Source organism: Alcaligenes sp., assembly GCF_050255915.1.
Lineage (GTDB): Bacteria > Pseudomonadota > Gammaproteobacteria > Burkholderiales > Burkholderiaceae_B > Alcaligenes > Alcaligenes aquatilis.
In genome coordinates this window covers 58,188-83,041 of the sequence record NZ_JBFWIQ010000013.1, presented here as the reverse complement: position 1 = coordinate 83,041, position 24,854 = coordinate 58,188, and the positions used below count along the sequence as shown (strand labels likewise).

19 protein-coding genes and 1 tRNA gene are annotated in these 24,854 nt (G+C 56.5%); 13 read left to right on the top strand and 7 right to left on the bottom strand.

Features of this window, described 5'->3' with window-relative positions:
- Window positions 1-120: 120 nt before the first annotated feature.
- Entirely contained in the window at window positions 121-1,512 is a 1,392-nt protein-coding gene (locus AB7E06_RS15650; RefSeq protein ID WP_094197661.1) for a dicarboxylate/amino acid:cation symporter, read from the bottom strand.
- Window positions 1,513-1,779: 267 nt separating this feature from the next.
- Between AB7E06_RS15650 and AB7E06_RS15645 the strand changes: the two genes are divergently transcribed.
- Both AB7E06_RS15645 and AB7E06_RS15640 read left to right on the top strand, forming a co-directional pair.
- Window positions 1,780-3,636, top strand: a complete 1,857-nt coding sequence (locus tag AB7E06_RS15645) for a sensor histidine kinase (RefSeq protein ID WP_321353118.1) — start codon at window positions 1,780-1,782, stop codon at window positions 3,634-3,636.
- Window positions 3,637-3,638: 2 nt separating this feature from the next.
- Complete coding sequence (locus AB7E06_RS15640; RefSeq protein ID WP_346548971.1) at window positions 3,639-4,979, top strand: sigma-54 dependent transcriptional regulator; 1,341 nt, start codon at window positions 3,639-3,641, stop codon at window positions 4,977-4,979.
- Window positions 4,980-5,144: 165 nt separating this feature from the next.
- Here AB7E06_RS15640 and fabI read toward each other — a convergent pair whose 3' ends face one another.
- The 3 genes from fabI to gloB are packed head-to-tail and all read right to left on the bottom strand — an operon-like array spanning window position 5,145 to window position 8,193.
- Window positions 5,145-5,930 (bottom strand): enoyl-ACP reductase FabI, encoded by a 786-nt coding sequence (fabI, locus tag AB7E06_RS15635; RefSeq protein ID WP_108728595.1) that lies wholly within the window; start codon window positions 5,928-5,930, stop codon window positions 5,145-5,147.
- A 33-nt stretch (window positions 5,931-5,963) separates the two neighbouring features.
- On the bottom strand, window positions 5,964-7,373 hold the full coding sequence (locus AB7E06_RS15630; RefSeq protein ID WP_199827837.1) for a transglycosylase SLT domain-containing protein: 1,410 nt from the start codon (window positions 7,371-7,373) through the stop codon (window positions 5,964-5,966).
- Window positions 7,374-7,383: 10 nt separating this feature from the next.
- Window positions 7,384-8,193, bottom strand: coding sequence for a hydroxyacylglutathione hydrolase (gloB, locus tag AB7E06_RS15625; protein WP_406612131.1), 810 nt, complete (start codon window positions 8,191-8,193; stop codon window positions 7,384-7,386).
- Between the two features lie 23 nt (window positions 8,194-8,216).
- On the opposite strand from gloB, the gene AB7E06_RS15620 reads away from it, so the two are divergent.
- The 6 genes from AB7E06_RS15620 (at window position 8,217) to AB7E06_RS15595 (ending at window position 14,633) form a co-directional block, all read left to right on the top strand.
- Window positions 8,217-8,978, top strand: coding sequence for a class I SAM-dependent methyltransferase (locus AB7E06_RS15620; RefSeq protein ID WP_094197655.1), 762 nt, complete (start codon window positions 8,217-8,219; stop codon window positions 8,976-8,978).
- A complete protein-coding gene (gene rnhA / locus AB7E06_RS15615) occupies window positions 8,975-9,418 on the top strand; it encodes a ribonuclease HI (protein WP_042486244.1) in 444 nt (147 codons plus the stop codon). Before AB7E06_RS15620 ends, rnhA begins: the two co-directional genes overlap by 4 nt.
- Before the next feature lie 99 nt (window positions 9,419-9,517).
- A complete protein-coding gene (locus AB7E06_RS15610; protein ID WP_230019245.1) occupies window positions 9,518-10,564 on the top strand; it encodes an efflux RND transporter periplasmic adaptor subunit in 1,047 nt (348 codons plus the stop codon).
- Between the two features lie 9 nt (window positions 10,565-10,573).
- Entirely contained in the window at window positions 10,574-13,651 is a 3,078-nt protein-coding gene (locus AB7E06_RS15605) for an efflux RND transporter permease subunit (RefSeq protein WP_249460156.1), read from the top strand.
- Window positions 13,652-13,737: 86 nt separating this feature from the next.
- Complete coding sequence (gene dnaQ / locus AB7E06_RS15600) at window positions 13,738-14,463, top strand: DNA polymerase III subunit epsilon (RefSeq protein WP_094197652.1); 726 nt, start codon at window positions 13,738-13,740, stop codon at window positions 14,461-14,463.
- Between the two features lie 95 nt (window positions 14,464-14,558).
- Window positions 14,559-14,633, top strand: a tRNA-Val gene (locus AB7E06_RS15595).
- Window positions 14,634-14,653: 20 nt separating this feature from the next.
- Here AB7E06_RS15595 and AB7E06_RS15590 read toward each other — a convergent pair.
- Window positions 14,654-15,634 (bottom strand): Bug family tripartite tricarboxylate transporter substrate binding protein, encoded by a 981-nt coding sequence (locus AB7E06_RS15590; protein ID WP_264672030.1) that lies wholly within the window; start codon window positions 15,632-15,634, stop codon window positions 14,654-14,656.
- Between the two features lie 24 nt (window positions 15,635-15,658).
- Window positions 15,659-17,146, bottom strand: a complete 1,488-nt coding sequence (locus tag AB7E06_RS15585; RefSeq protein WP_264672029.1) for a chlorohydrolase family protein — start codon at window positions 17,144-17,146, stop codon at window positions 15,659-15,661.
- A 117-nt stretch (window positions 17,147-17,263) separates the two neighbouring features.
- On the opposite strand from AB7E06_RS15585, the gene AB7E06_RS15580 reads away from it, so the two are divergent.
- Window positions 17,264-18,166 carry a LysR family transcriptional regulator gene (locus tag AB7E06_RS15580; RefSeq protein ID WP_346548972.1) on the top strand — a complete coding sequence of 301 codons (903 nt, stop codon included), beginning with the start codon at window positions 17,264-17,266 and terminating at the stop codon, window positions 18,164-18,166.
- 60 nt (window positions 18,167-18,226) lie between these two features.
- Here the strand turns inward: AB7E06_RS15580 and AB7E06_RS15575 are convergent, their stop codons facing one another.
- Window positions 18,227-19,540 carry a short-chain fatty acid transporter gene (locus tag AB7E06_RS15575; RefSeq protein WP_346548973.1) on the bottom strand — a complete coding sequence of 438 codons (1,314 nt, stop codon included), beginning with the start codon at window positions 19,538-19,540 and terminating at the stop codon, window positions 18,227-18,229.
- 358 nt (window positions 19,541-19,898) lie between these two features.
- Between AB7E06_RS15575 and AB7E06_RS15570 the strand changes: the two genes are divergently transcribed.
- The 4 genes from AB7E06_RS15570 to AB7E06_RS15555 are packed head-to-tail and all read left to right on the top strand — an operon-like array spanning window position 19,899 to window position 24,840.
- A complete protein-coding gene (locus AB7E06_RS15570) occupies window positions 19,899-21,944 on the top strand; it encodes a TonB-dependent receptor plug domain-containing protein (RefSeq protein ID WP_234354337.1) in 2,046 nt (681 codons plus the stop codon).
- Window positions 21,945-21,983: 39 nt separating this feature from the next.
- On the top strand, window positions 21,984-23,063 hold the full coding sequence (locus tag AB7E06_RS15565; RefSeq protein WP_346548974.1) for an ABC transporter substrate-binding protein: 1,080 nt from the start codon (window positions 21,984-21,986) through the stop codon (window positions 23,061-23,063).
- Window positions 23,060-24,076 (top strand): FecCD family ABC transporter permease, encoded by a 1,017-nt coding sequence (locus tag AB7E06_RS15560; protein WP_094197648.1) that lies wholly within the window; start codon window positions 23,060-23,062, stop codon window positions 24,074-24,076. The genes AB7E06_RS15565 and AB7E06_RS15560 overlap by 4 nt, the downstream gene beginning before the upstream one ends.
- The gene (locus tag AB7E06_RS15555; protein ID WP_121739538.1) at window positions 24,073-24,840 is read left to right on the top strand and encodes an ABC transporter ATP-binding protein; all 768 of its coding nucleotides are present in this window, start codon (window positions 24,073-24,075) and stop codon (window positions 24,838-24,840) included. The genes AB7E06_RS15560 and AB7E06_RS15555 overlap by 4 nt, the downstream gene beginning before the upstream one ends.
- The last annotated feature ends 14 nt before the right edge of the window (window positions 24,841-24,854 follow it).

The following is a 24,854-nucleotide window of genomic DNA, read 5'->3' as shown; positions in this document are numbered from 1 at the left end:
GCTAAAGCAGGCAAGAATGAGCCTGTCAGAACAGTCAGCAGGAAGCCGTTTGTAAGAGCGGACAAACAAGAAAGGCCGGTTTTCAATTGAAAACCGGCCTTTTTTATTGATGTGCCCGGATCAGGCCGTAGCAGTAGCGCGTGGCTCGCTGGCCTCGTGTGCGGGAATCCCCACTTCACCATGTTGATGCAAGGTGACACTGGTATCCAGCGGAGGCAGTTCGCCATTCATGGCGCTGTTGAGCTGATCGGTATCCAGCTCGCCTTCCCAACGGGCAACCACAATGGTGGCAACGGCATTGCCCACCAGATTGGTCAGCGCACGGCATTCGGACATGAAGCGGTCAATGCCCAGGATCAGGGTCATACCGGCAATCGGTACCGCAGGCACCACGGACAGAGTGGCTGCCAGGGTAATGAAACCGGCCCCGGTTACACCGGCTGCTCCTTTGGAGCTGAGCATGGCAACCAGCAAGAGCAGAATCTGCTGCTGTAAGGTTAGTGGAATATCACATGCCTGGGCGATAAACAGGGCCGCCATGGTCATATAGATGTTGGTGCCGTCCAGATTGAAGGAGTAGCCGGTTGGCACAACCAGGCCCACCACCGACTTGGCACACCCGGCGCGCTCCATCTTCTGCATCAAGGTGGGCAACGCTGCTTCCGAGGAACTGGTGCCCAGCACCAGCAGCAATTCTTCGCGGATGTAGCGAATCAGCTTGGTAATGGAAAAGCCGTTGTAGCGGGCAACCGCGCCCAGAATGATCAGCACAAAGAGCACGGAGGTGACGTAGAAGGTCACCACTAGCAGCGCCAGGCTGGAAACGGATTCAATGCCATATTTACCGATGGTGAAGGAGATGGCCCCGAAGGCGCCGATGGGGGCGGCTTTCATCAGGATGGACACCAGTTTGAAAATGGGTGTCATCAAGGCTTGCAGCAGTTTCAGCACGGGCTTGCCGTGATCGCCTACCGCCGCCAAGGCAATACCGAACAAGATCGCCACAAACAGCACCTGCAAGATGTCGCCGCCGGTAAAGGGGCTGATCAGGGTGGCCGGGATGATGTTCATCAAAAAGCCCGTCAATGTGCTGTCGTGGGCTTGCTGCACGTAGCCCTGAATGGAGCTGGGGTCCAGGGTGCTGGGATCAATGTGCATGCCACTGCCGGGCTGCACGATATTGCTGACCACCAAGCCTACAATCAGGGCCAGCGTGGAGAAGGTCAGAAAATAAATCATGGCCTTGCCCACCACACGACCGACTTTTTGCAGATCTGTCATGGCGGCAATGCCGGTGGCCACCGTCAGGAAAATAACGGGCGCAATAATCATCTTGACCAGCTTGATGAAGGCATCGCCCAAGGGCTTCATGCTCTCGCCCAGCGAGGGGTAGAAATGGCCCAGCAAAATCCCGATAGTGATGGCGATGATGACCTGCACGTACAAAATCCGATACCACTTGATTTTGATGATCTGCGGTACCGGACGGTCTCCCGTGCTTATATCCATCATGATGTCGTCTCCGTGACTTGATGTTGCCGACCTGGCAGTCGGCGGCAGGCCTGCTTGGAATTGTGTGTAGGCAGGCGGTTTACGCTCGCCGGAATCCTTGTTCCGGCCCATAAGCTCATGACTAAAGCAACATCCGTGCCAATCTGTGCTTAGCGGGGAAGTCAGCAAGCAAGCGGCTTGCAGGCAGGAGATTTGCCCGCTTGCTGCTAATGTGTGCGAAAATCCGCACAATCATTATTTTTTTTGGCGATATTTCGCACAAATTTCATGAATTCCAATCCAGTTTCTTCGGGCATGCGGCGGCGCTTCAGGCTTGAATGGTTGCTGTTGTTGAGCTTGGCCGTGGTGCTGGGACTGTTTGCCTTCTGGCGTTCGGCCGATTTGGGTACGGCCCGCCTGCTGACACAAAGCGAACAGCGGCTGGATTCCTTGATGCGCGGGAACGCGGGCTGGATCAGGACGATTCGCGATAAGTTCCGTACCTTGTCCTTTGCCCTGGCCCAGGACGAGGCCCTGCGCCAATATCTGATGGGCAATCCTGCTTATGGAGATGCCCAGGCGTTGAACCGCAAGTTCGAGCAGTTGGCTGAAGATACGGGTGCTCCCGTTCTGTACTTGCTGGATACGCACTCGCAGACGCTGGTATCCAGTAACTGGCAGGCGCCCGACAGCTTTGTGGGGAATCATTACGGCTTTCGGCCTTACTTCACCAAAGCCTTGGAGCAGGGGCACGCTGAATACTTCGCCTTGGGGACCTCCAGCGGCAAGGCGGGTTTGTATATCTCCCGCATGGTGCCGGGCCAGGACGGCGAAGCCGTTGGCGTCGTTGTGATCAAGCTGGTGTTCGATCTGCTGGAAAAAGAATGGGAAGGTTATGGGGATCGCATGTTTGTCAGCGATCCAAACGGTGTGATCTTGTTAAGTGGTGAACCGGGCTGGCGTTTGCATAGCCTGGATCAAACCTCGGCCGAGCACTTGGCCAAGCTTCGGGCTAGCCAGCAGTTTGGTGATGAGCCGTTGAGGCCGGTGGGTTTGAGCATGTCGGATTCCGGCGAACGGGCCTCTTTCTGGAAACTGGGGCAGGAACGCTTTTTGCATGTGCAACAGCCGGTGGTGGGCAGCGATTGGACCTTGCACGCGATGGCACCGATGGATGCCGCCTTGCAAACGCAGGCGGTTCAATCTCGTTTGATGGTGATGGGGCTGTTATGCGCGGCGCTGGTTCTGGCGGCACTGGCGCTGCAACGCAATCAACAGCGACGCGAAGCTCAGGCACGCCAGGAGTTACTTCGTGATGCCCTGGAAGAAGCGGTGGAGTCTCGCACGGCCCAGTTGCAGGTGGCACGTCGTCGCCTGGAGCAGGAGATGCAGGCCCTGCAAGAGGCGCGCTCGCGTGCCCGCGATCTGCGTGAACAATTGGAGCAGGCTGAGAAATTGTCCTTTCTGGGGCAGGTGACCGCCGGGGTCGCCCATGAGATCAATCAGCCCGTGGCGGCAATTGAGGTCTACGCCGACAACACCTTGCGTTTGCTGGAGCAGGGCCAGACGGAAACAGCGCGTCAAAACCTGTCCCGCATCCAGACGCTGACTCAGCGCATAGGCAGTATCACCTCTCAGCTGTGTCATTACGCCCGCAAGCCGCAAGAGCAGGAAGGTCCGGTACAAGTGCGCTCGGCCGTGGACAGTGCCTGGCAATTGCTGGAGCACCGGGCACGGGCCCAAGGGGTAGACCTGGAGCTGGAAGGTGTGAACGAATCTGTCCGTGTCTGGGCTCTGCCCGTACGCTTAGAACAGGTTCTGGTGAATTTATTGCGTAATGCGCTCGATGCTCTGGAAGGGAGCCGTCAGGGGCGCATTCGTATTGAAGTCATGAGCGAGCAGCAGCATGTGCGTATTGTGGTTTCCGACAACGGCCCCGGCCTGAGTCCGGAAATCCGCCAGCGTCTGTTTACCCCCTTTAGTTCCAGCCGTCGGCAAGGCCTGGGCTTGGGGCTGGTGATCGCGCACGATATTGTTGCGGCCCTGGGTGGCCGTTTGGAAGAGGGGCCTTCGCGCCTGGGGGGAGCCACATTTCATATCGTGCTGCGCAATGCCGATAGCAAGCTGGACCAGGGAGAGAGATAAGAATGGAAGTCGCATTTGTCGATGATGATGCGGATCTGCGTGCTGCGGTCGTGCAAAGTCTGGAACTGGCGGGTCTGAAGGTGGTGGCCTGTGCCAGCGGGCAGGAGGCCCTGAGCCGCCTGCCCAAGGACTATCCCGGCGTGGTGGTAACGGATATTCGCATGCCGGGTATGGATGGGTTGGCGCTGATGCAGGCTTTGCATGCACGCGATCCCGAGCAGCCCGTCGTGCTGATTACCGGCCACGGGGATATTGATATGGCCGTGCAAGCCATGCGCGATGGCGCCTTTGATTTTCTAACCAAGCCTTACCAAGCCGAACGTTTGTTGACGGTGATACGCCATGCCGCCATGCAGCGCAGCCTGGTCTTGCAAAACCGTGCCTTGCGCCAGGAGTTGGACGAGGACGGCCAAGGCCCGGCGCTCTTGGGGAATTCAGAGGTCATGGTCAATTTGCGAACCACTTTGCGGCATTTGGCTCAGTCCGATGTGGACGTGCTGGTGGAAGGGGAAACCGGCACAGGCAAGGAAGTCGTGGCCATGTTGCTGCACCGCTGGAGCGCCCGAGCACAACATCGTTTTGTGGCGCTGAACTGTGGTGCCTTGCCCGAAACCATTATTGAAAGCGAGCTGTTCGGTCACGAAGCCGGGGCGTTCACCGGCGCGCAGCGCAAACGTGTGGGCAGTGTCGAGCATGCGCATCAGGGCACACTGTTTCTGGATGAAATCGAAAGCATGCCCATGATTGCGCAGGTGCGCTTGCTGCGCGTGTTGGAAACGCGTTGTGTCACTCCCCTGGGCTCCAACGAAGAGCACCCGGTAGATATCCGCGTCGTGGCCGCCAGCAAGGTGGATTTGTCCGACCCCGCCCAGCGCGCGAACTTCCGCGCCGATTTGTATTACCGGCTAAATGTGGTCACCTTGCGCCTGCCACCCTTACGGGAGCGCAAGGAGGATATCCCCATGCTGTTCGCCCATTTTGCGGCGCTGGCCGCCAAGAAGTACGGCATGCCTCAGAAGATGCCCGATGCGCGTAGTCTGGCCTATATGCAGTCTCATCACTGGCCGGGAAATGTGCGCGAATTGGCACACTTTGCCCAACGTGAAGTGCTGGGTGTGCAGCATCCGCAGATCAAGGAATTGGAAAGCGAGGATTTGAGTTTGCCTGCCCGTGTGGAGCAATTCGAGTCCCAACAGATACGTCAGGCTCTGGCGCGTCATCGTGGCGATATCAAGGCGACCTTGCAGGATCTGCGTATTCCGCGCAAAACCTTTTACGACAAGCTGCAACGGCATGGCATTTTGCGTAGCGATTTTGTGCAAGAAGGGGGGCAGGGCGATTGAATCCTGAGCGCTTCAGAGGATTTTTTGTCTGTCCTGTTGGGTTTGGCGGTGTCTGGGTTCTACTCCCAGCGACACACAGCAAGCTGCGTAGGGTCTGCAAAAGTACGTAAGCAATAAAAATAGCGGCCTTAGCCGCTATTTTTATTGCTACCAAGGCGTGAAGCCTTATTCCTGCATACCCGGAACGATGCAGTTAAAGCCGGCGTCAACGTGCGTGATCTCGCCCGTGATACCGCTGGCCAATTCGGACATCAGGAAGGAGGCCACATTGCCCACTTCTTCGATAGTGACGTTGCGCTGCAAGGGAGCGTGCGTCTCGACGAATTTCAGGATCGTGGAGAAATCCTTGATGCCGCTGGCAGCCAGGGTTTTGATGGGACCGGCCGAGATGGCGTTGGCACGAATGCCGTATTCGCCCAGCGCTACAGCCAGGTAGCGCACGGAGGCTTCCAAGGCGGCTTTGGCCACGCCCATGGTGTTGTAGTTGGGGATGGCTTTTTCAGCGCCCAGGTAAGTCAGGGTCAGCACCGAGCTCTTGCGGCCTTTGAGCAAAGGCAGAGCAGCCTTGGCCAGCGCGGGGAAGCTGTAGGCGGAAATGTCGTGAGCAACACGGAACGATTCGCGCGACAGGCCTTCCAGGAAGTTGCCTGCAATGGCTTCACGAGGCGCAAAGCCGATGGAGTGAACCAGGCCGTCCAGACCATCCCAGCGCTCGCCCAGCGAAGCCATGGCTTGTTCGATCTGATCGTCTTCGGACACGTCACAGGGCAGGACGATATCCGTGCCCAGTTCTTGAGCAAAGCCTTCAACACGTTCTTTAAAACGCTCGCCCACATAAGTCAGGGCAATATCAGCACCTTGTTGGCGACATGCTTGCGCAATCCCGTAAGCAATAGAGCGATTCGAGAGGACGCCTGTGACCAGGATGCGTTTTCCTTGCAGGAAACCCATGCTGAAAATCCTTTATGTAATTAGTGGGTGGACTTAGCCACGAATATTGGAACCGGGAACACGCAAACGTGTACCCCTGGAAAGAGTGCTGCCTTTGATATTGTTCAAGCGTCGCAGTTCAGCCACCGACGTGTCGTACCGTTTGGCCAAGGCGTAGAGTGTATCGCCTCGTCGAACGGTATGGGTACGCACGTTGGCGCCACGACGCAAAACAACGGTATCGTTTTTGCGGTTGACGCTGGCCGTTTGCGTACGCGCCCGGCGTGTGCTTTGCGCGACCGGCGCGGCCGGTGTGTTGGTCAGGGAGGCCAGTTGCAGGCTGCCTTCACCCAGGGTGGTGCTGGGCACCAGCAGCGTCTGGGCAACGGCTTTGGTGCTCTTGCGGCTTAAACCATTGATGGAGCGCAGTTGCGATACGGTAATGCCGTGGCGCTGAGCAATGGATAGGTAGCTTTCACCGCGCTTGGACTGGTAGGCCTTCCAGTTGCTGAGCTTGCCCTGATAGGCTGCCAGATTGGCATTGAAAATATCAACCTTGTTGGCAGGCAACAGCAAGGTGCCGCGATCTGCCGGGATGGTGGGGCGATTGTGGGCGGCATTCAAGGCTTTGAATTCGTCCACAGAGATTTCGGCCAGCTCTGCAGCCAGGGCAACGTCAATGTCCTTGTTCTTGCGCACAGCAGTGAAATACGGGGTGTTGCTGACCGGGGGCAGGGTAATGCCGTAACGCTCCGGGTTGGCCACAATATTCTTGATCGCTTGCAATTTGGGGACGTAATTGCGCGTTTCGTCCGGCATCTTCAGGGATAAGTAGTCAACGCCCAAATCAGCCTGTTCGTTGCGTTCCATGGCGCGGCGCACGGAGCCTTCCCCCCAATTGTAGGAAGCCAGAGCCAAATACCAGTCGCCCTGGAATTCGTACAGGTAAGACAGGTAGTCCAAGGCAGCGCGGGTGGATTCGACTGGGTCGCGTCGCTGGTCTACCCACCAGTTCTGCTCCAGCTTGTACTGCGTGCCGGTGCTGGGGATGAATTGCCACAGGCCCGCTGCATGGGCGCGGGAATAGGCTCCCGGGTTATAGGCACTTTCTACAAAAGGCAGCAAGGCCAGTTCGGAGGGCAGGCCGCGCGCATCGAGCTCGTCCATGATGTGGTACAGATAGCGCGAGGCGCGCTGGCTCATGGTACGGATGGACTCGGGGTGCGACGCGTAGTAATTGGTCCAGTAATCAACCAGATCGGTATGCAGGTTGGGGATGGAGAAACCCCGGCGCATCCGGTCCCACGCGTCTTTGGGTGGGTGGGTCAGATCAATGGTGCGAGACGTATCGGCGGCAATGCTGGTGGAGGTCTTGGCGGCTTTCTGGGGGCTGACCTTGGGGCCTGTGGCGCAGCCTGCCAGCACGAAAGCGCATAGCAGCGCAAAAAGTCTCATTAGGTTCATTGCGGAATCTTTAGAAATTGTTTTTCCAGTCGCGCAGGCTGGCAAATACCTCGACAGGATTATTCAGGGATTGGGCGCCATAGTGCTCGGCAGCCTGAATAACAGCAGTCGTCTCGCAACGCAGAAAGGGATTGGTAGCCAATTCTGTTTTCAAGGTGGAGGGCACCGTAGGCAAGTTTTGCTGACGTTTGAGGGTATCCTGTTCCCAACGTTGGTGCAGTTGGGGATTGTCCGGCTCTACCTGTAGAGCCCAACGTAAATTGGATAAGGTGTACTCGTGCGCACAGCAGATCAGGGTGTCCGATGGCAGTTTCGCCAACTTGCCCAGGGAATCCGTCATTTGTGCCGGGGTGCCTTCAAAGAGACGTCCGCAACCAGCAGCAAACAAGGTATCACCACAGAAAACAAAGGGCTGTTTTACCTCATTTTGACCAAAGTACGCAACGTGTCCGGCGGTATGGCCGGGGATGTCCAGGACGTGCAGCGTCAGTTCCAGAGTAGGTAATTCGACCTTGTCGGACTGGCCGACTCGGACATCACAGGCGGGTAGAGGCTCATGGGCCGGGCCCCACACGCGGGCCGGATGCTTAGCCAGGATATCTTTGACACCACCAACATGGTCACCATGGTGGTGTGTCAGTAAAATGGCATCCAGTTGTAAGGACTCGCGCTCCAGCCAATCCAGAACCGGAGCGGCCTGGCCGGGGTCCACCACCAGGGCGTGACCGTTTCGACTTAGCGCCCATATATAGTTGTCGTTCAGGGCAGGTAGTGGAATCAGGCGAACATCGCTTGGCACAGGCCAGGTAAATGCATTCATCATGGTAGAGGGAGAAAGCGCCAGTGGAGCAGACTTTGAATGATCAATTTGCCCAGTGGTTGGAAACCGTACCGGGGCGATATGTGCGGGCTTGGGAACAAGCCGGAATCGATGCGGAGGTGGTCAACACCTTCGGGTATCATGCCATACAAATTGGATTGCCGCATTGGGACCTCCTGGCGCAAAGCCGCATCTCTTGCAAGGTATGTACGGCTCAGTCCGGCGTCTTGCCTGCCCAGCAGCAAAACCTGGTGTATGCCGAGCCCGAGCATCTGCCTTTTGATACGCAAAGCATTGATCTTTTAATTCTGCCCCATACGCTCGAGAGCGCCAGTGACCCGCATCAGGTGTTGCGAGAGGCTGAACGCGTGCTGGTGCCGGAAGGGCGCATTCTTCTGACGGGCTTTAATCCCTTGAGCTTATGGGGGGCCCATGACTGGATTCCAGGGCTGGAGCGGGGCACGCCGACCTTGCCGGGAGATGTGATGTCCCCCTCGCGTTTGCGCGACTGGTTAAAGCTCTTGTCCTTTGATGTGCAAAGCACGCAGATGGGCTGTTATGCACCGTTGTGTCGTCAGCAGGCATGGCTGGATCGCTGGTCCTGGATAGAGCAAAGCGGAGCGCGCTGGTGGAGCTTTGCGGGCGCCGTCTATATGATTAGTGCGGTCAAACGCACGCCTGCCTTACGCCTGGTCGGGCCTAAGTGGAAGAAAAACCGTCGGCGTGTGCGTCGGCCTATGGTGGTAGCAGGACGCGCTGCCGATGAAGGAATAAGCAAGACATGACAGATGTTGTTGATATTTGGACCGATGGCGCCTGCAAGGGCAATCCGGGTTTGGGTGGTTGGGGGGCGTTGCTGCGTCATGGCGGCCGAGAAAAAGCCATTTGTGGCGGCGAGGCGGATACCACCAATAATCGTATGGAACTGATGGCGGTGATCGAGGCACTCAAGGCCTTGAAGCGCCCTTGTCAGGTGCGAGTCCACACTGATTCGCAATACGTACAAAAAGGGATGAATGAATGGCTGCCCGGCTGGAAAGCGCGTGGTTGGCGTACTGCGGATAAAAAACCCGTCAAAAATGCCGATCTGTGGCAGGAACTGGAGCAACAGGCGGCCAAGCACGAGTTGACCTGGTTATGGGTGCGTGGTCACGCAGGCGACCCCGGTAATGAGCGGGCGGACCAATTGGCCAATGAAGGGGTGGAAATAGCCAGGCAGTTATAAAGGCCCGGGCGAAGGTCGAACCCGCTGATAGTACTATTAGCCACCCGTCATATTTTGTCAGATAGCTTTACCGGCCTGGCCGGTCAGGATAAGCCGCCCATGATTCTCACGCTGCGCCTCACGATTTTTTCTTTGTTCATCGTACTGTTTGCCAGTAGTACGCCCAGTTGGGCGCAGTCTGACGCCACGCGGGTGGAAGTGCTGCCAGTGCGGCAAACTGAATTGATTCGTGATGTGGCGGCGGTCGGGACCCTGGTTGCCAGAGAGTCCGTCATGTTGCGCCCCGAGATCAGTGGTCGTATTTCAGCCATCAGTTTTGAAGAGGGCCAGCCCATCAAAAAAGGGCAGGTACTGATTCAGCTGGACCCGGCCATGGCGCAGGCGCAGTTAAATCAGGCACAGGCAAATTTGAATCTGGCGAATAGCCAGCACAAGCGCTCTTCGGAGCTGAGCCGTCAGGGCTTTATTAGTCAGCAGGCAAAAGATGAGTCGGGCAGTCGTTTGGCCGTCCAGCAAGCCGAAGTGCAATTGGCGCGCGTGCACCTGGACAAGACCCGTATCCGTGCGCCGTTCGATGGTGTCACCGGCTTGCGCAATGTGTCGGTGGGTGACTATGTTGGACCCGGCACGGATCTGGTGCAGTTGGAAGCGGTTTCTACCTTGAACGTGGACTTTCGTATCCCTGAACAATATCTGGCCGATGTGAAGGCTGGCATGCCGGTCGAGCTGCGCTTTGATGCGTTCCAGGGCCAAACCCGCCAGGGTTCGGTTCTGGCGGTCAGCCCGGCAGTGGATACGGCAGGCCGTTCGATTTTATTACGCGCGCAGGTGCCCAATGAAGATGGTGTCTTGCGCCCCGGTTTGTTCAGCCGCGTACGCCTGGAGCTGTCTCGCTATCAGGCCTTGATGGTGCCTGAAACCGCCTTGGCTCCTTCGGGGCAGGATCAGTATATCTATATTGTGAAAGATGGCCGGGCAGAGCGTCGACAGGTGCAGATTGGAGTCCGCGAACAAGGCTGGGTGCACGTAACTGGCGATCTGAAAGCCGGCGACAATGTGCTGGTGGCCGGATTGCAAAAGGTGCGTGATGGCGTACCAGTCGATATCCAGGAAGTGATCGACGTCCAAACACAGCCGCAGCGCTAGGGCACAGTCATGGTTCTTTCCGATTTATGTATCCGTCGCCCGGTTTTTGCCACGGTTCTGTCTTTGGTGATTGTGCTGGTCGGTTTCATTTCCTATGAACGCCTGACCGTACGCGAATATCCTGCCATTGATGAACCGGTGGTCTCGGTCATCACCAACTATAAAGGGGCCTCACCAGAGGTGATCGAGTCCCAGGTGACCAAGCCGTTGGAAGACCAGTTGTCCGGGATTGAGGGCGTGAACGTGATGACCTCGCGCAGCCGTTCCGAGCGCAGCCTGATCAACATTAAATTCAATCTGGACAGAGCCCCCGATGCGGCCGCCGCTGACGTGCGTGACAAGGTTTCGCGCGCCCGCCGTTTCTTGCCCGATGAGGTGGACGAGCCGATTATCAACAAGGTAGAGGCGGACTCCACCCCGATTATTTATGTCGGTGTGGATACCGGCGACTACAGCATGCTGGAGGCCTCGGACTACATTAAGCGCTATATCAAAACGCGCTTATCCGTCTTGCCCGGAGCAGCAGAAGTGCGCGTATTTGGCGAGCGCCTGCCCGCCATGCGGATCGATCTGGACCGTACCCGACTGGGGGCCTATCAGTTGACCGTGCAGGACGTGGAAGATGCGTTGCGTAAGCAAAACGTGCTGATTCCGGCTGGCCGTATCGAGTCCGATGCGCGTGAGTTTTCCGTGGTGTCCTCTACCGATCTGGAAACGCCCGAGGAGTTTCGCAACATCATCATCAGTCAGGCCGCCGGTTATCCGGTGCGTATCTCCGACATTGCTCAAGTGCGTATTGGGCCTGCCGAGGAACGGGTGCTGGCCCGTTTCAATGGGCAAAACAGTTTGAATATTGGTGTGACCAAACAGTCCACTGCCAACCCGCTGGATTTGTCCAAAGCGGTGCGTGCCGAGGTGGAGCGCATCAACGAAAGCATGCCGGGCAATATGAAGCTGACCGTGTCTTACGACAGCTCCATCTTCATTCAGAAATCCATTGATTCGGTCTACACCACCATTGCCGAGGCTATCTTGCTGGTGGTGCTGGTGATCGTGTTTTTCCTGCGCAGTTTCCGTGCCAGCCTCATCCCTATCGTGACGATTCCGATCTCTCTGATCGGAGCCTTTGCCATCATGTACATGCTGGGTTTTTCCATCAACACGCTGACCTTGTTGGCCATGGTGTTGGCGATTGGTCTGGTGGTGGACGATGCGATTGTGGTGCTGGAGAACGTTTATCGCCATATTGAAGAAGGCAAAACGGCCATGCAGGCGGCCTTTTTGGGCGTGCGTGAAATTGCCTTTGCCGTGATTGCCATGACGCTGACATTGGTGGCGGTGTATGCGCCGTTGGCTTTTGCTACAGGCCGTACCGGGCGATTGTTTATCGAATTTGCCCTGACCTTGGCGGCTGCCGTACTGGTGTCCGGTTTCGTGGCCCTGACCTTGACCCCTATGATGTGCTCGCGCATGTTGCGTCCGCACGGCACCAAAGTGGGCCGTGTCAGCCAGGGGATCGAGAACTTTCTGGTCTGGCTGACGCGTGGCTATCGTCGTGTCCTGATTCGCGCTCTGCGTTGGCGCTGGCTGGTCTTGTTGATCGGTGTGGCCGTTGCCGCCACCAGTGCGCTGCTGTTTACGGTTATCAAAAGCGAGCTGGCTCCGATTGAAGACCGTGGGGTCATTTTCGGGATTGTGAATTCGCCTGAAGGCGCCACGCTGGATTACACCTTGCACAATGTGGAGCGGGTGGAAGCGCTGTATCGCGGCATACCGGAGACCGAGGGTTACCAGTCCATTATTGGTTTCCCAACCGTGACCGACTCCTTTGCGATTCTGCGTTTGAAGCCTTGGGAGGAGCGCACGCGTAACCAGCAGTCCATCGCGCGTGAGCTACAGCCGCATTTCTCGGCCATTCCTGGTGCGCGTGCCTTTCCGACTAATCCGCCCTCCCTGGGGCAGCGCGCGACCTCCAAGCCGGTGGAGTTTGTGATCATGAGTCAGGCTCCTTATCCGGAGCTGGCCAAGATCGTGGACAATTTTCTGGCCGAGTTAAGAGACTACCCAGGGTTGTTGAATGTGGATACGGACTTGCGCTTGAATACGCCAGAAATCCGTATTGATGTAGACCGCGACAAGCTGGCTGATACCGGTGTTTCGGTGGATGCTGTAGGCCGCACACTGGAGTCCATGCTGGGTGGGCGTCAGGTCACACGCTACCAGAGTGACGGCGAGCAATATGATGTGATTGTGCAGGTGGATAAACAGGCTCGCTCCAGTCCGCAAAATATTCTCGATATTTACGTGCGTACCCAGGACGGTGGCATGGTGCAGGCTTCCAACTTCCTGAAAGTGCGAGAAAGCGTGTCACCGCAATCGCTGAACCACTTCAACCGTTTGCGGGCCGTGATTGTGGAAGCCTCGGTGGCACCCGGCTATGCCCTGGGTGAAGTTCTTGAACACATGAATGAGGTGGCTCGCAAGACCTTGCCTGAAACCGTGCAGACGGATCTGGACGGGCAGTCACGCGAGTTCCGGGACTCCTCGGGCAGCATTTATGTCGTGTTCCTGATGGCTCTGGCCTTTATTTATCTGGTGCTGGCCGCGCAGTTTGAAAGCTGGCGCAATCCGCTCATCATCATGCTGTCCGTGCCCTTGTCCATGACCGGGGCCTTGCTGGCCCTGTGGCTGTCGGGCGGGACTTTGTCCATTTATAGTCAGATCGGTTTGATTACCCTGGTAGGCCTGATTACCAAACACGGTATCTTGATTGTGGAATTTGCCACCCAACAACGCGAAGCGGGGGCCAGTTTGTACAATGCCGTGGTGCGCGCTTGCGAGATGCGCCTGCGTCCCATCTTGATGACAACCGGCGCGATGGTGCTGGGCGTCTTGCCGCTGGCCTATGCTTCCGGGGCAGGCGCCGAATCCCGCCAGCAAATTGGCTGGGTGCTGGTAGGCGGCTTGTCCCTGGGTACCTTGCTGACCTTGTTTGTGGTGCCCGTGGCCTACACGCTGATTGCAGGCAAGCAAGAAGGGCAGGACAAGCAACTGGAATTGATTGACAAGCCCCAGGCCTCTGTCTGAACCTGTGGTTCTGGACTGCGGGGAAGCGGCTCGTACAGCCTCCTTGTTCAGTGCCATTACCGTGATTGAATTTGTAGGGAAAGTGAATGCGTCAAATTATTCTGGATACTGAAACCACCGGTCTGGAGCCACGCGAGGGGCACCGAATTGTTGAAGTGGGTGGGGTCGAGTTGTTCAACCGTAAATTGACGGGCCGCCATCTGCACTTGTATCTGAACCCGGATAGGGATTCTGATCCCGAGGCCTTGGCCATTCATGGTCTGACCACGGAATTTCTGGCCGGTCATCCACGTTTCAAGGATGTAGTCGATCAGGTGCTGGATTTTGTGCAGGGCGCGGAAGTCATTATTCATAACGCCTCCTTTGATACCCGCTTTCTGGACGCTGAATTGCAGAAGGTAGGCAAGGGACCGTTCTCGCAATACTGCGACAGCATTACTGACTCCTTGCTGGTGGCGCGGGAAATGCACCCCGGCAAGCGCAACTCTCTGGATGCCTTGTGCGAACGCTACGGTATTTCCAACTCTCACCGTACCTTGCACGGCGCTTTGCTGGACTCGGAATTGTTGGCCGACGTCTGGCTGGCCATGACGCGGGGTCAGGATGCGTTGTTGATGGACTTTGACGAGTCCGACAGTCAAGGTGGTGATGGCAGCGATTTGAGCCTGGGCAAGTTTGATCCCAGTGTGCTCAAAGTGCTGCGTGCGTCCGAAGCTGATCAGGCCGAGCACGAGAAATACATGGACGTGTTGGAAAAACAGAACAAGAAGCCGCCCATGTGGCGCGAGATGCTCAATCCAGCAGCAGAGTAACTGTTCCAGAAAAACAGCCGGCCCTGATCTTGTAAATCGAGCAGGGCCGTGCTATAGTTTTTTTCTTCGCAGCTTTTGCAGTTCTTAAAAGCTTCGGGCGGTTAACTCAGTGGTAGAGTGCCACCTTCACACGGTGGAAGTCACAAGTTCGAACCTTGTACCGCCCACCATCTCCATTCCCCTATTTCAGCTAGTCCAAGGCCAATTTCAGGTCGGCAATGATGCGCCCATAGCGATCGTAATCTTCGCGTATGGCGGCATCGAGCTGCTGTGGAGTGCTACCTATTCCTACGGTTCCTGAACTGGCTAATACGCGATTGAGATCTGTGTTGTCCATCACGTGCTTAAGGTCACGCGCGATTTTTTCGCGTATGGCTATGGGTGTGCCCGCTGGTGCCATCAAGCCGGACCACGAAATAAAATCGCCATACGTCTCGCCGGTCGATTCAGTCAGCGTGGGCGTGTCTGGCAGTAGCGGACTGCGCTGCTGAGCGGCGATGCCTAACAGCGACACTGTTTTTCCTTGGATAAAGCCCAAGGCGCTGGGTAGTTGCGCAAACATCAGATCGACATGGCCGCCTGCTACGTCAGTAATGGCAGCCGAGACGCCGTTATAGGGAATGTGGTTAAGTGTCAGCCCATGTTTGCGAGCAAATACTTCGGCGGCCAAATGCGCCTGACTGCCCACGCCAGGAGAGCTGTAGGTCAGGGTTTGACCTGCTTGCTGAGCGAGCTTGATTAAATCGGCTGTGCTTTGCAGCCCTAGCGCCGGGTTCGTGATCAAAACGTTGGGTACTGAGCCTACTTGGCTGACGGGATCCAGATCCTTCAACACATTAAATGACCGTTTCTTGTAGAGGTGTGGATTAACAGCCAAGTCAGACACGGGCACCGAGACCAGGGTGTAGCCGTCGGCCTTGGACTTGACCACGCTCATGATTCCAATCGTACCTATACCCCCTGGCTTGTTTTCTACAATGACGGTCTGTCCCCATAGTTGAGTCAGTTTGTCGCTGATTGCGCGTGCCAGAATGTCCGCGCTTCCGCCTGCTCCGTAGGGGACGATGACGCGTACAGGGCCTTGTGGAAAATCCGCCTGCTGCGCTTGTGCCATCGGAAGCGTGTTCAGTAAAGCCGTTGCGACAATAGCGAGAGCTGTTTTTTTGATCATGTCTTGTCTCCTCGATGAGGGGGGTTATAGATGTGTACAGCGGCTGATGGGGCACATATCTTGTGCGCTGCGTTTGAGCTGATCCCAGTCCTGCAGGCTGGGCCAGATGTCTTCGGCAAAGTCCTGAGCCTGACGGCGCAAGGCTGGCAGGTCCACCTTCGGTATGACGCCGTCTCGCATGCTGATTCTGCCATTGCAGATCACGGTGTCCACGTCGTCGCCGATGCCGCATTCAACCATGCTGCGGATAGGGTCCCAAATTGGGCCATAACGCAGCACGTCGCTGCGGCCGATTCGGACCAGGATCATGTCTGCGCGAGCATTGGCAGCCAGTCTTCCCAAGTCTTCCCGACCCAGGGAACGCGCAGCTGCCACGGTGGCGGCTTCAAATACTTCAGCGGCACTGGCAGCGCTTAGGTCGTGGCTCATGACTTTCCCGTGGTAGGACGCGGCGCGCATGTTCATGAACATGTCGCGTGGGTAGGTATCGCTGCCGATGGTGATATTGACCCCCGCCTGGCGATACGCTTTCCAGCTATCCAGTGTGCGAGCCCGCCGCACAATATTGACCGGACAGTGCGAGATGGATACTTTTTTCTGCCCCATTAAACCCAGGTCGTCTCCACCTGAATAGTTCATTTTCGGGTTGTTGGAGATCAGGTTGGCATGCCCAATATTCAATGTGGGACGCAACATCCCGACATGGTTCAGGAGCTCGATAGGAGTCAGTCCGTGTTCGCGTACGGTCTCCATAAATTCGATCACGTTGTAGCCGGCATGTGTGGCCATGGGCAGATTTAACTCATCGGCTGCACGCACCGTTTGACGTAGCAAGTCCAGGCTGCAGTTTTCAATTTCCCGAGGGACCAGGATACCGTGAATCAGGTCGGATTCATGGGCTTGTGCACGGCGAATAAATGCCAGGGCATCCTGGAAAAGTTGCTCGCCCTGGTCCGGGTACGGGATGCGTTCGAGCTGGCCCTTGTCATCGGATTGCCATCGACCACTATCGTAGCCAGGGCCAAGGTATCCACGAATACCCAAGTCCTCACATTGAGCCCACAATGCCTCTTGAACGAGTACATGTCCGCCCAGTTCTACAAAGGTGGTAACGCCGTTGCGCAGCAGCTCGGCTGCGGTAAAGGCGGCATGCAGAGCAATGCCGGGATCTTTTGCTGCTTGCTCCTGATCCAGATAGTTGGGGTAGCCGCGTATTTGCGTGCCTTGGCGTGCAATGGTCACGTCCATATAAGGCTGGCCGAATAATGCAGGGCGACCACCGTCGGCCAGAAGCTTGTGCAGTGCCCGATGACCGGAGTGGACATGGGTATCAATAAAACCAGGGGCCAGCACGCTGTCAGGTGCTTCAATGATCTGGTCCACATGCCCGTCGTAACGAGTGCCCACGTATATGATATGTTCGCCTTCGTAGACGAGCTGGCCGTGGTCGATCACGCAGTGGCGTCCTTGTTCGAATGCAATGACCCAGCGCGCTTTAATCAGAGTCCTCATGGGGTTTCCTGTGGTAGTAAGTTGTTGAACTAGTGTCCGAGAGGCCTGAAAACGAGGCAATTCCGTATTGGAATGATTGATTAGGCTGAAATGGAAATACGTGAGCAGGGGAATGAAATGAAGAATCTGGATTTGCTCCAGTTGCGTACTTTTCTTGCTGTGTTTCGAGAAGGAAATGTCAGCCGTGCCGCTTTGACGCTGGAGTCCAATCAATCTACGGTGAGCAAGGAGATCGCGAAGCTGCGTTTGTATTTTGGTGATGCCTTGTTTTTGCGTACGGCACAAGGTGTCGAGCCAACCCACAAGGCGCGCGCTTTGGCGCCCCGTATTGAGCAGGCCTTGAGCTTGCTGGATGATTTGTTGCAGACCGACAAGGAGCGGCTTGAACCATCCAGTCTGGATGTACGTTTCCGGGTGGCGACGACGGAATATTTGTCTTATTTGTTGATCCCGGCCTTGACGGCACATTTGCAGCAGCACGCTCCGCGGTGCAGCCTGGAAGTCCTGGATATGGCGGATTTGGGGGCTGAAGACTGGCTGTTGGGCGGGCGAGCCGATCTGGTTCTTTCATCGTCGGCAGCTGTGTCCTACCCGCTGTTTCGCCATGAGCTTTTTGATGACCGTTATGTGGTGGTGATGCGATCTTGCGGGCGTAATGGCCAGGCGATGACATTGGACGAGTTTTGCAGACGTAGCCACATTGGGGTACCTGGCCACAACGGCAGCCGTGAGCGTCGTTTGGCTGACGCTTTGCAAACACGCCAGTTGCAGCGCCAAGTGCAAGTTAGCCTGCCTCATTTTTTGGCAGTTCCCGGCGTGTTGGAGCGTACCGACTTTGTAATCAGTTTGGCAGAGCGCATGGCTCGCCTGCTAAGTGCCGGACACAAGCTGGATGTACTGGAGCATCCTTTGGGTTTAGCCCCGTTTTGTGTGTACCAGATTTGGCATGAACGCACGCGCGCCAGTTTTGCCTACGCATGGTTTCGGGAGCAAGTCAGTCACGTGTGCAGGGAGCTTTAGATAGCAAAGGGCCCGCAGTTAGCGGACCCTTTTACCTTTTAATCTTATTGCTTGGCAGGTTTACAACCAGGTCAAACCAATCGAAATCACGATACCCGAGACAATCAATTGAATCAGGCAAAAACCCATGATGTCTTTGGCTTTCAGACCGGCAATGGCCAGTACGGGCAAGGCCCAGAATGGCTGCAGCATATTGGTCCAGGCGTCACCCCAGGCAACGGCCATGGCCGTGCGCGCGATATCGGCATCCAGTGCCTGGGTAGCGGCAATGACAACCGGGCTTTGAACTGCCCATTGTCCGCCGCCCGAGGGCACAAAAATATTGACCAGACCGGCGCTCAAGAAAGTCCAGAAAGGCAGGGTAGTGGCAGTGGCAAAAGACACCAGCCATTCAGACAGGCTGGTAGCCAGACCGGAGTCGATCATGATGGCCATGATGCCCGCGTAAAAGGGGAACTGGATCACAATTCCGGCCCCGCCGCGAATGGCTTCATTCAGACTTTTCAGCAGACGACGAGGGGTGCCGTGCAGCAAGATGGCCAGAATCAGGAAGGTGAAGTTGATCACGTTCAGGTTCAGCGTTGCGCCACGTAGCACGAAGTAGTCAAACAAGTAAGTCAGGCCTGCCACACCAATCACAATGGAAATCAGGCGGCTGTTTTCCAGACGGTCTGCAGGACGATCTGTGGATTGGTTGACCTCGTCTGGTGCCTCTTCCAATCGCTTGGGGTCGACATAGATGCTTTCCTGCTCGCTGGGCAGCATCAAGCGGTTGATCAGTGGCACCAGGATAAACAGGGCGATCACAATGGCCAGGTTAAAGAAGGCGAAGATGGTGTCTGAGGTACTGATGATGCCGATCTTGCTCTCGGAAAAGTGCCCCGAGGTTGCAATGGTCAAAGGCACTGAACCGGCCAGGCCGCCGTGCCAGACCAGAAAGCCTGAGTAGGCACTGGCAACCAGCAAGCGGTAGTCAACACGAACCTGGCGGGCCAGCTCTTTGGCGAACAGGGCACCGACCACCAGACCGAACCCCCAGTTGATCCAGCTGGCTGCCAGCGAGACCAGGGTGACCAGAATAATGGCCGAACCGGCCGAGTGCGCCAAGGAGGCCAGGCCACGCAACCAGCTTTTTACCAAGGGGGTGCTGGCCAGCATGTGACCTGTTAGCAGGACCAGTAGCATTTGCATGGCGAAGGTCAGCAGCCCCCAAAAGCCATTACCCCAAAATTGGATGACCTCCATCGGAGAGCGCTGTTCGAACGCCATGGCCGAGACACCGGCAATCAGCGTGAGCAGGATGACGAAAATATACGGATCGGGTAGATAGCGTTCAACCAAGCGGACCGAGCCGCGCGTCATAGCTTTAAACATACATTGTGCTCCTGTGGATTTGCGCCAGTAATTGCGCGGGTCCTGATGTTTTGGAATTGGAGTTAATGCCCGTTTATATGGGCGTTCTTCTGGCAGCATTTTGATAAAAATGCTCAGTGCAGCCGTATTGTTGGCGAGAAGTTGCAAATTGTGAAGACGGGAAAACCTGAACCTTAAAGTTTTTGCTTGCTTGTCATCTTTCGCTATATGCTCTACTATATAGCGGTGTTTTCGAAAGAACCATCACTCATCGCTCGATGATGGGTTCTATTTATGGGCCCTTTGGGGCCCATTTTTTTTGCGCCACCGTGTGGTGTTAATTCATAAACCAATTAGAAAGATCGAATAGGGAAGTGGAATGAGACATCCGTCCAACCGCGCCACAGCAGCGCGTCAGCAGTTTGTCTGTTTAGTACCGCGCGCCTTGGTCTTGAGCATGATGGGGGCTGTGGCCCTTAACCAAGCCCATGCTCAGGACAACAAGGACCGTGTGTTTCAACTGGGCAAAGTGGTTGTTCAATCCAGCTTGGATCGAGAGGCGCCTTTGGGTGAGAGCGCAGTCAGCCAGGAAAAAATGCAGGCTTTTGACTTGCGTAATGTCGGTGCGGCTGTCAGCGTGCAACCGGGTGTCACGGTTTCGGCAGGCGGTGCCCGTAATGAGCAAATGGTCTACGTGCGCGGCTTCGATTCGCGTCAGGTGCCCTTGTTCCTGGATGGTATTCCACAGTACGTGCCGTACGACGGCTATGTGGACTTTACTCGTTTCACCACCATGGATCTGAGTGAAATTCGCGTGGCCAAGGGTGCAGCCTCCTTACTGTATGGCCCCAATATTATGGGTGGTGCCATCAACCTGGTTACCCGCAAGCCGGTCAAAGCATTTGAGGGTGAGTTCCGTGCCGGTTACGCCACGGGCGATCAACGCTACAGCGCCTTGAACGTGGGTACCAATCAGGGTTCCTGGTACCTGCAGGCTGGTTTGTCCTGGTCGGGCGAACGTACCTTCCCCTTGGGCCGTGGCTTTGAAGATCAAAAAGCACGTCCTACCGATACGGGCGGTATGCGCAGCAATGCCTCGCAAATGGACAAGAAAGCGTCCTTCAAATTGGGTATCACTCCCAATGCGACGGATGAGTACGTGATCGGCTATGTGAATCAGAAAGGTCAGAAAGACAATCCGGTCTACACCGGCGTGAACGATGCCAAGCTGGGTAAACGCTACTGGCGCTGGCCCTACTGGGACAAGGAAAGTCTGTACTTTCTGAGCTCTACCCGGGTTGGCGAGAACAACACCATCAAGACACGTGTGTACGAGGATAAGTACAAAAATGGTCTGGATATGTATAGCGATGGCCAATACGCCACCCTGACTGGCCCGACCAGTGAATACACGGACCGCACGCGTGGCGCTGCTCTGGAGTGGGTCAATACGAGTCTGGATGATCACGAGCTGCACTTTGCCTTGCATTACAAGCAAGATCAGCACCGTGATCCCAAGTCATCGGGCACTGAACGCTACAAGGACGTGACCACTTCACTGGCCTTTGAGGATCGCATCGCTTTGGGCGATCAGTGGCAATTGCGTGTGGGCGCCAGTCATGAGCGTCGCAAAGCCAAAGAAGCGCACAATTTTGAAACTGGCGATACCGACGCCACTAACGGTTTGCTGGAGCTGGGCTACGACTGGAGCCAGGCCATGCAGGTCTACGGCAGTGTGGCCTACAAGACTCGTTTTCCTACGATTAAAGACCGTTACTCCAGTCGTATGGGTTACGCCCAACCCAACCCGGATCTGAAACCGGAGCACGCCATTCACTATGAACTGGGCTTGCGTGGTCAACCTTGGCAGGGGGCGCAACTGGAATCGGCTCTGTTCCTGAGCCAGGTGCGCGACATGATTCAAAGCACCGTTATCCAGGCACCAGGCTGCGACAAGTACCGCCCAGTGGGTTTTTGTGATCAGGCCACCAACGTGGGCAAGGCCCGTCAAATGGGTCTGGAACTGTCCTTGCAGCAGGAGTTTTCTGCTCACTGGTCCGCTGGCTTGGCCTATACGTATTTGAACCGTCGCAATCAGTCTGATCCAGACGTCAAACTGGTGGACACGCCCAATCACCGTCTGTTCGCTCACCTGAGCTGGAAGCCTAATGCACAGTGGGAAGTGATGGGTTCGGTGGAAACTGAAAGTGGCCGTTACTACTCCTACGCGAACAACAAGGGCGACCAGATTTACGAAAAAACCCCCGGCTTTGCCTTGCTGGGTTTGAAGGGGATCTGGCGTCCTAACTCGGATATCACCCTGGAAGCCGGTGTGCGTAATCTGGGTGACAAGCTGTACCAATATAAAGAAGGCTACCCCATGCCCGGACGCGTTTGGTTTGTGGGTGGAAGCTATCGTTTCTAAAGCAGTGCTGTTATTGGCAGAAAAAGGGGGAAGGCCGGGATGAAGCGTCGTGACATAGTACGTGCCTTGGCGGCACTGCCGCTTGTGGCGCCTTCTGCCCGTTTGCAGGCCCGGTCTGAGCAGGCCGGGACCAGCACCCCGATCAGTCTGCCTGTCAGCGTGGCGGGTCAACTGCCCGATCCGGCCTACGTAGGCCGAGTGGTGGCCGCTGGTCCGCCCGCTTCGGTACTGGTGTATTGCCTGGCCCCTCATACGCTTTTAGGGTGGCCTTTTCAATTGGCTCCGGCTGCGCGCAGCATGATGGATGCCGCTGGTTTTTCTTTGCCTTATCTGGGCCGTTTGGCCGGTCGGGGCAGTACCTTGTCCCTGGAAAGCCTGCTGGCCTTAAAACCCGATATGGTGCTGGATATAGGCGATGTGAATCCTTATTACGAGTCGGCTGCCAAGTCCGTGCAAGAGCAGACGGGCGTGCCTTATGTCTTGCTGGATGGTCGTTTGAACGACAGCCCGGCGCAGTTGCGTCAGGCCGGGCAGATTCTGGGGCAAGCCGAGCGCGGCCAGCAATTGGCCTTGCGCGCCCAAGCCATTTTAGACAGCGCACATCAAGCCGCCAGCTCCCGAGCCAAGGGCTTGAAAGCCTATTTGGCACGCGGTAATGATGGCCTGGAAACAGGTATGGGTCAGTCCATTCATACCGAGGTGCTGCGGCTTTGCGGCCTGACGGTAATGGGTGACGAGAAAACCGATAATCGTCTGGGCCGTATTTCCTACGAACAATTATTGGCCTGGGACCCGGACATTCTGTTTGCCCAGGACGACGTTTTCTTTGAATTGGCGCGTACCCAAGCTCCCTGGAATCAGCTCAAGGCGGTGCGAGAAGGGCGTTTGTACCGTGTGCCTGCTTTACCTTTTGGCTGGCTGGATGGCCCGCCGGGAATCAATCGCTTAGCTGGTGTGATCTGGTTGAATGCCTTGTTGGAAGGTAGTGAGGCCATACCACGCATGCTGGGAGAGTTGCAGGATTTCTACTCAGCCTTTTACGGCATGTCTTTGGACAGCGAGCAGATCAAGCGACTGGTGCAAGGGCTGGACCCTTTGGGTTCAACGCAAAATTCATGAAGCTGGGTTTGCCCTACGGGCTGTTGCTGCTTTTTCTGGGACTGATTCTGGCCGTCCTTGTGGTGTTTGCGCTGGGGCAGGGGGCTTACCCTTTGTCGGGGCCGGATGTACTGCGAGCTTTAGCGGCTGGTTTTTCAAGTGACCCGGATACCTCGCAAAGTCAGGCGGTACGCGTTGTCTGGGATTTACGCTTGCCGCGTATTGCTGCGGCTTTGCTGGTGGGGGCGGCGCTCTCAACGGCAGGCGCGGCGTATCAGACCATGTTCCGCAATCCCCTGGTGTCACCCGATATTCTGGGGGTGTCCTCGGGCGCAGGTCTGGGGGCGATTCTGGCCATCTACTTGAACTTCTCCTTGTTTGGCGTGCAGATGGCGGCCTTTGTGGGCGGTTTGCTGGCGGTGGGCATTGTCTTGAGTCTGGCACGCATGCTGCGTCATCATCCACCTGTCCTGATTTTGGTCCTGGCCGGGATGGCGGTCGGCACCTTGCTCGGCGCAGCCTTATCGCTTATCAAAATTCTGGCCGACCCTTATTCCCAATTGCCCTCCATGACCTTTTGGCTGCTGGGCGGCTTAAGCGCGGTGCGCTCCTACGAAGTCTGGCCCGCTGCGTTGATGGTATCGGCCTGCATTATCCCGGTTTGGCTTTTGCGTTGGCGTATCAATGTCCTGGCTCTGCAAGATGACGAGGCCCGTTCCCTGGGCATGCCCGTCTCTGCCTTGCGTTGTTTGCTGATTGTTTGCGCCACCTTGATGACGGCGGTATGTGTGGCCTTGGCGGGCATCATAGGCTGGGTCGGTTTGTTGATTCCGCACGCGGCTCGTTTATTGGTCGGCCCGGATTTCTCCCGTCTATTGCCTGTCTGCTTGTTAGTGGGCGCCGCCTTTCTGTTGTTAACCGATACCTTGGCGCGCAGCATAGGCACGCTGGAATTGCCCTTGGGTGTGTTGACGGCTCTGGTAGGGGCTCCCGGCTTCTTGTTGTTGCTGGCTCGTGGTGCGAGGCAGCGATGAGCGAACAAGGCTTGGAAGCAATTGAGCTGGCCGTGGGCTATGGGCGCAAGCAAGTCGCCAGCAATGTGAACCTGCGTGTACAGACCGGGCAGGTCGTCTGTTTACTCGGCCCCAATGGCAGCGGTAAGTCCACTTTGCTGCGTACCTTGCTGGGCCTGCAGCCGCCTTTAGGAGGACAGGTGAAGGTGCAGGGCAAGCCCTTGGAACAGTGGCGTGCGCGTGCCTTGGCCAGGCAACTGGCCTATGTACCGCAAGCGCAGGATTCTGCCTTTGCTTTCACGGTAGAGCAGTGGGTCTTGCTGGGCTGTGCCAGTGAGCTGGCCTGGTATAGCCAACCACGGGCAGCCGACCGGCAATGGGTGGGCGTTTGCCTGGAGCGCTTAGGTATCGGGCAACTGGCTCAAAAACGTATTGATCAGATCAGCGGAGGGGAGCGTCAACTGTGTGTGATTGCACGTGCCTTGGCGCAGCGTTCACAGTTTCTGATTATGGACGAGCCTGCCTCCAGCCTGGACTTTGCGAATCAATTGCGCGTACTGGATCAGGTCTCGCACTTGCGTCAGGAAGGTCTGGGTGTGCTCTTGTGTACGCATCAACCCGAGCATGCGGCCCGCGTGGCGGACTGGGTGATCTTGTACCGGGATGGGGGCATATTGGCGCAGGGCCAGCCCTGCGACATGCTCAGTCAGGCCCGTTTGCGCCAGCTGTATCAACTACCAGCGCATGCTTTTGAACTACCGGATTGGTATGCGCGAGGGGGCTGATACCCCCCGAACTG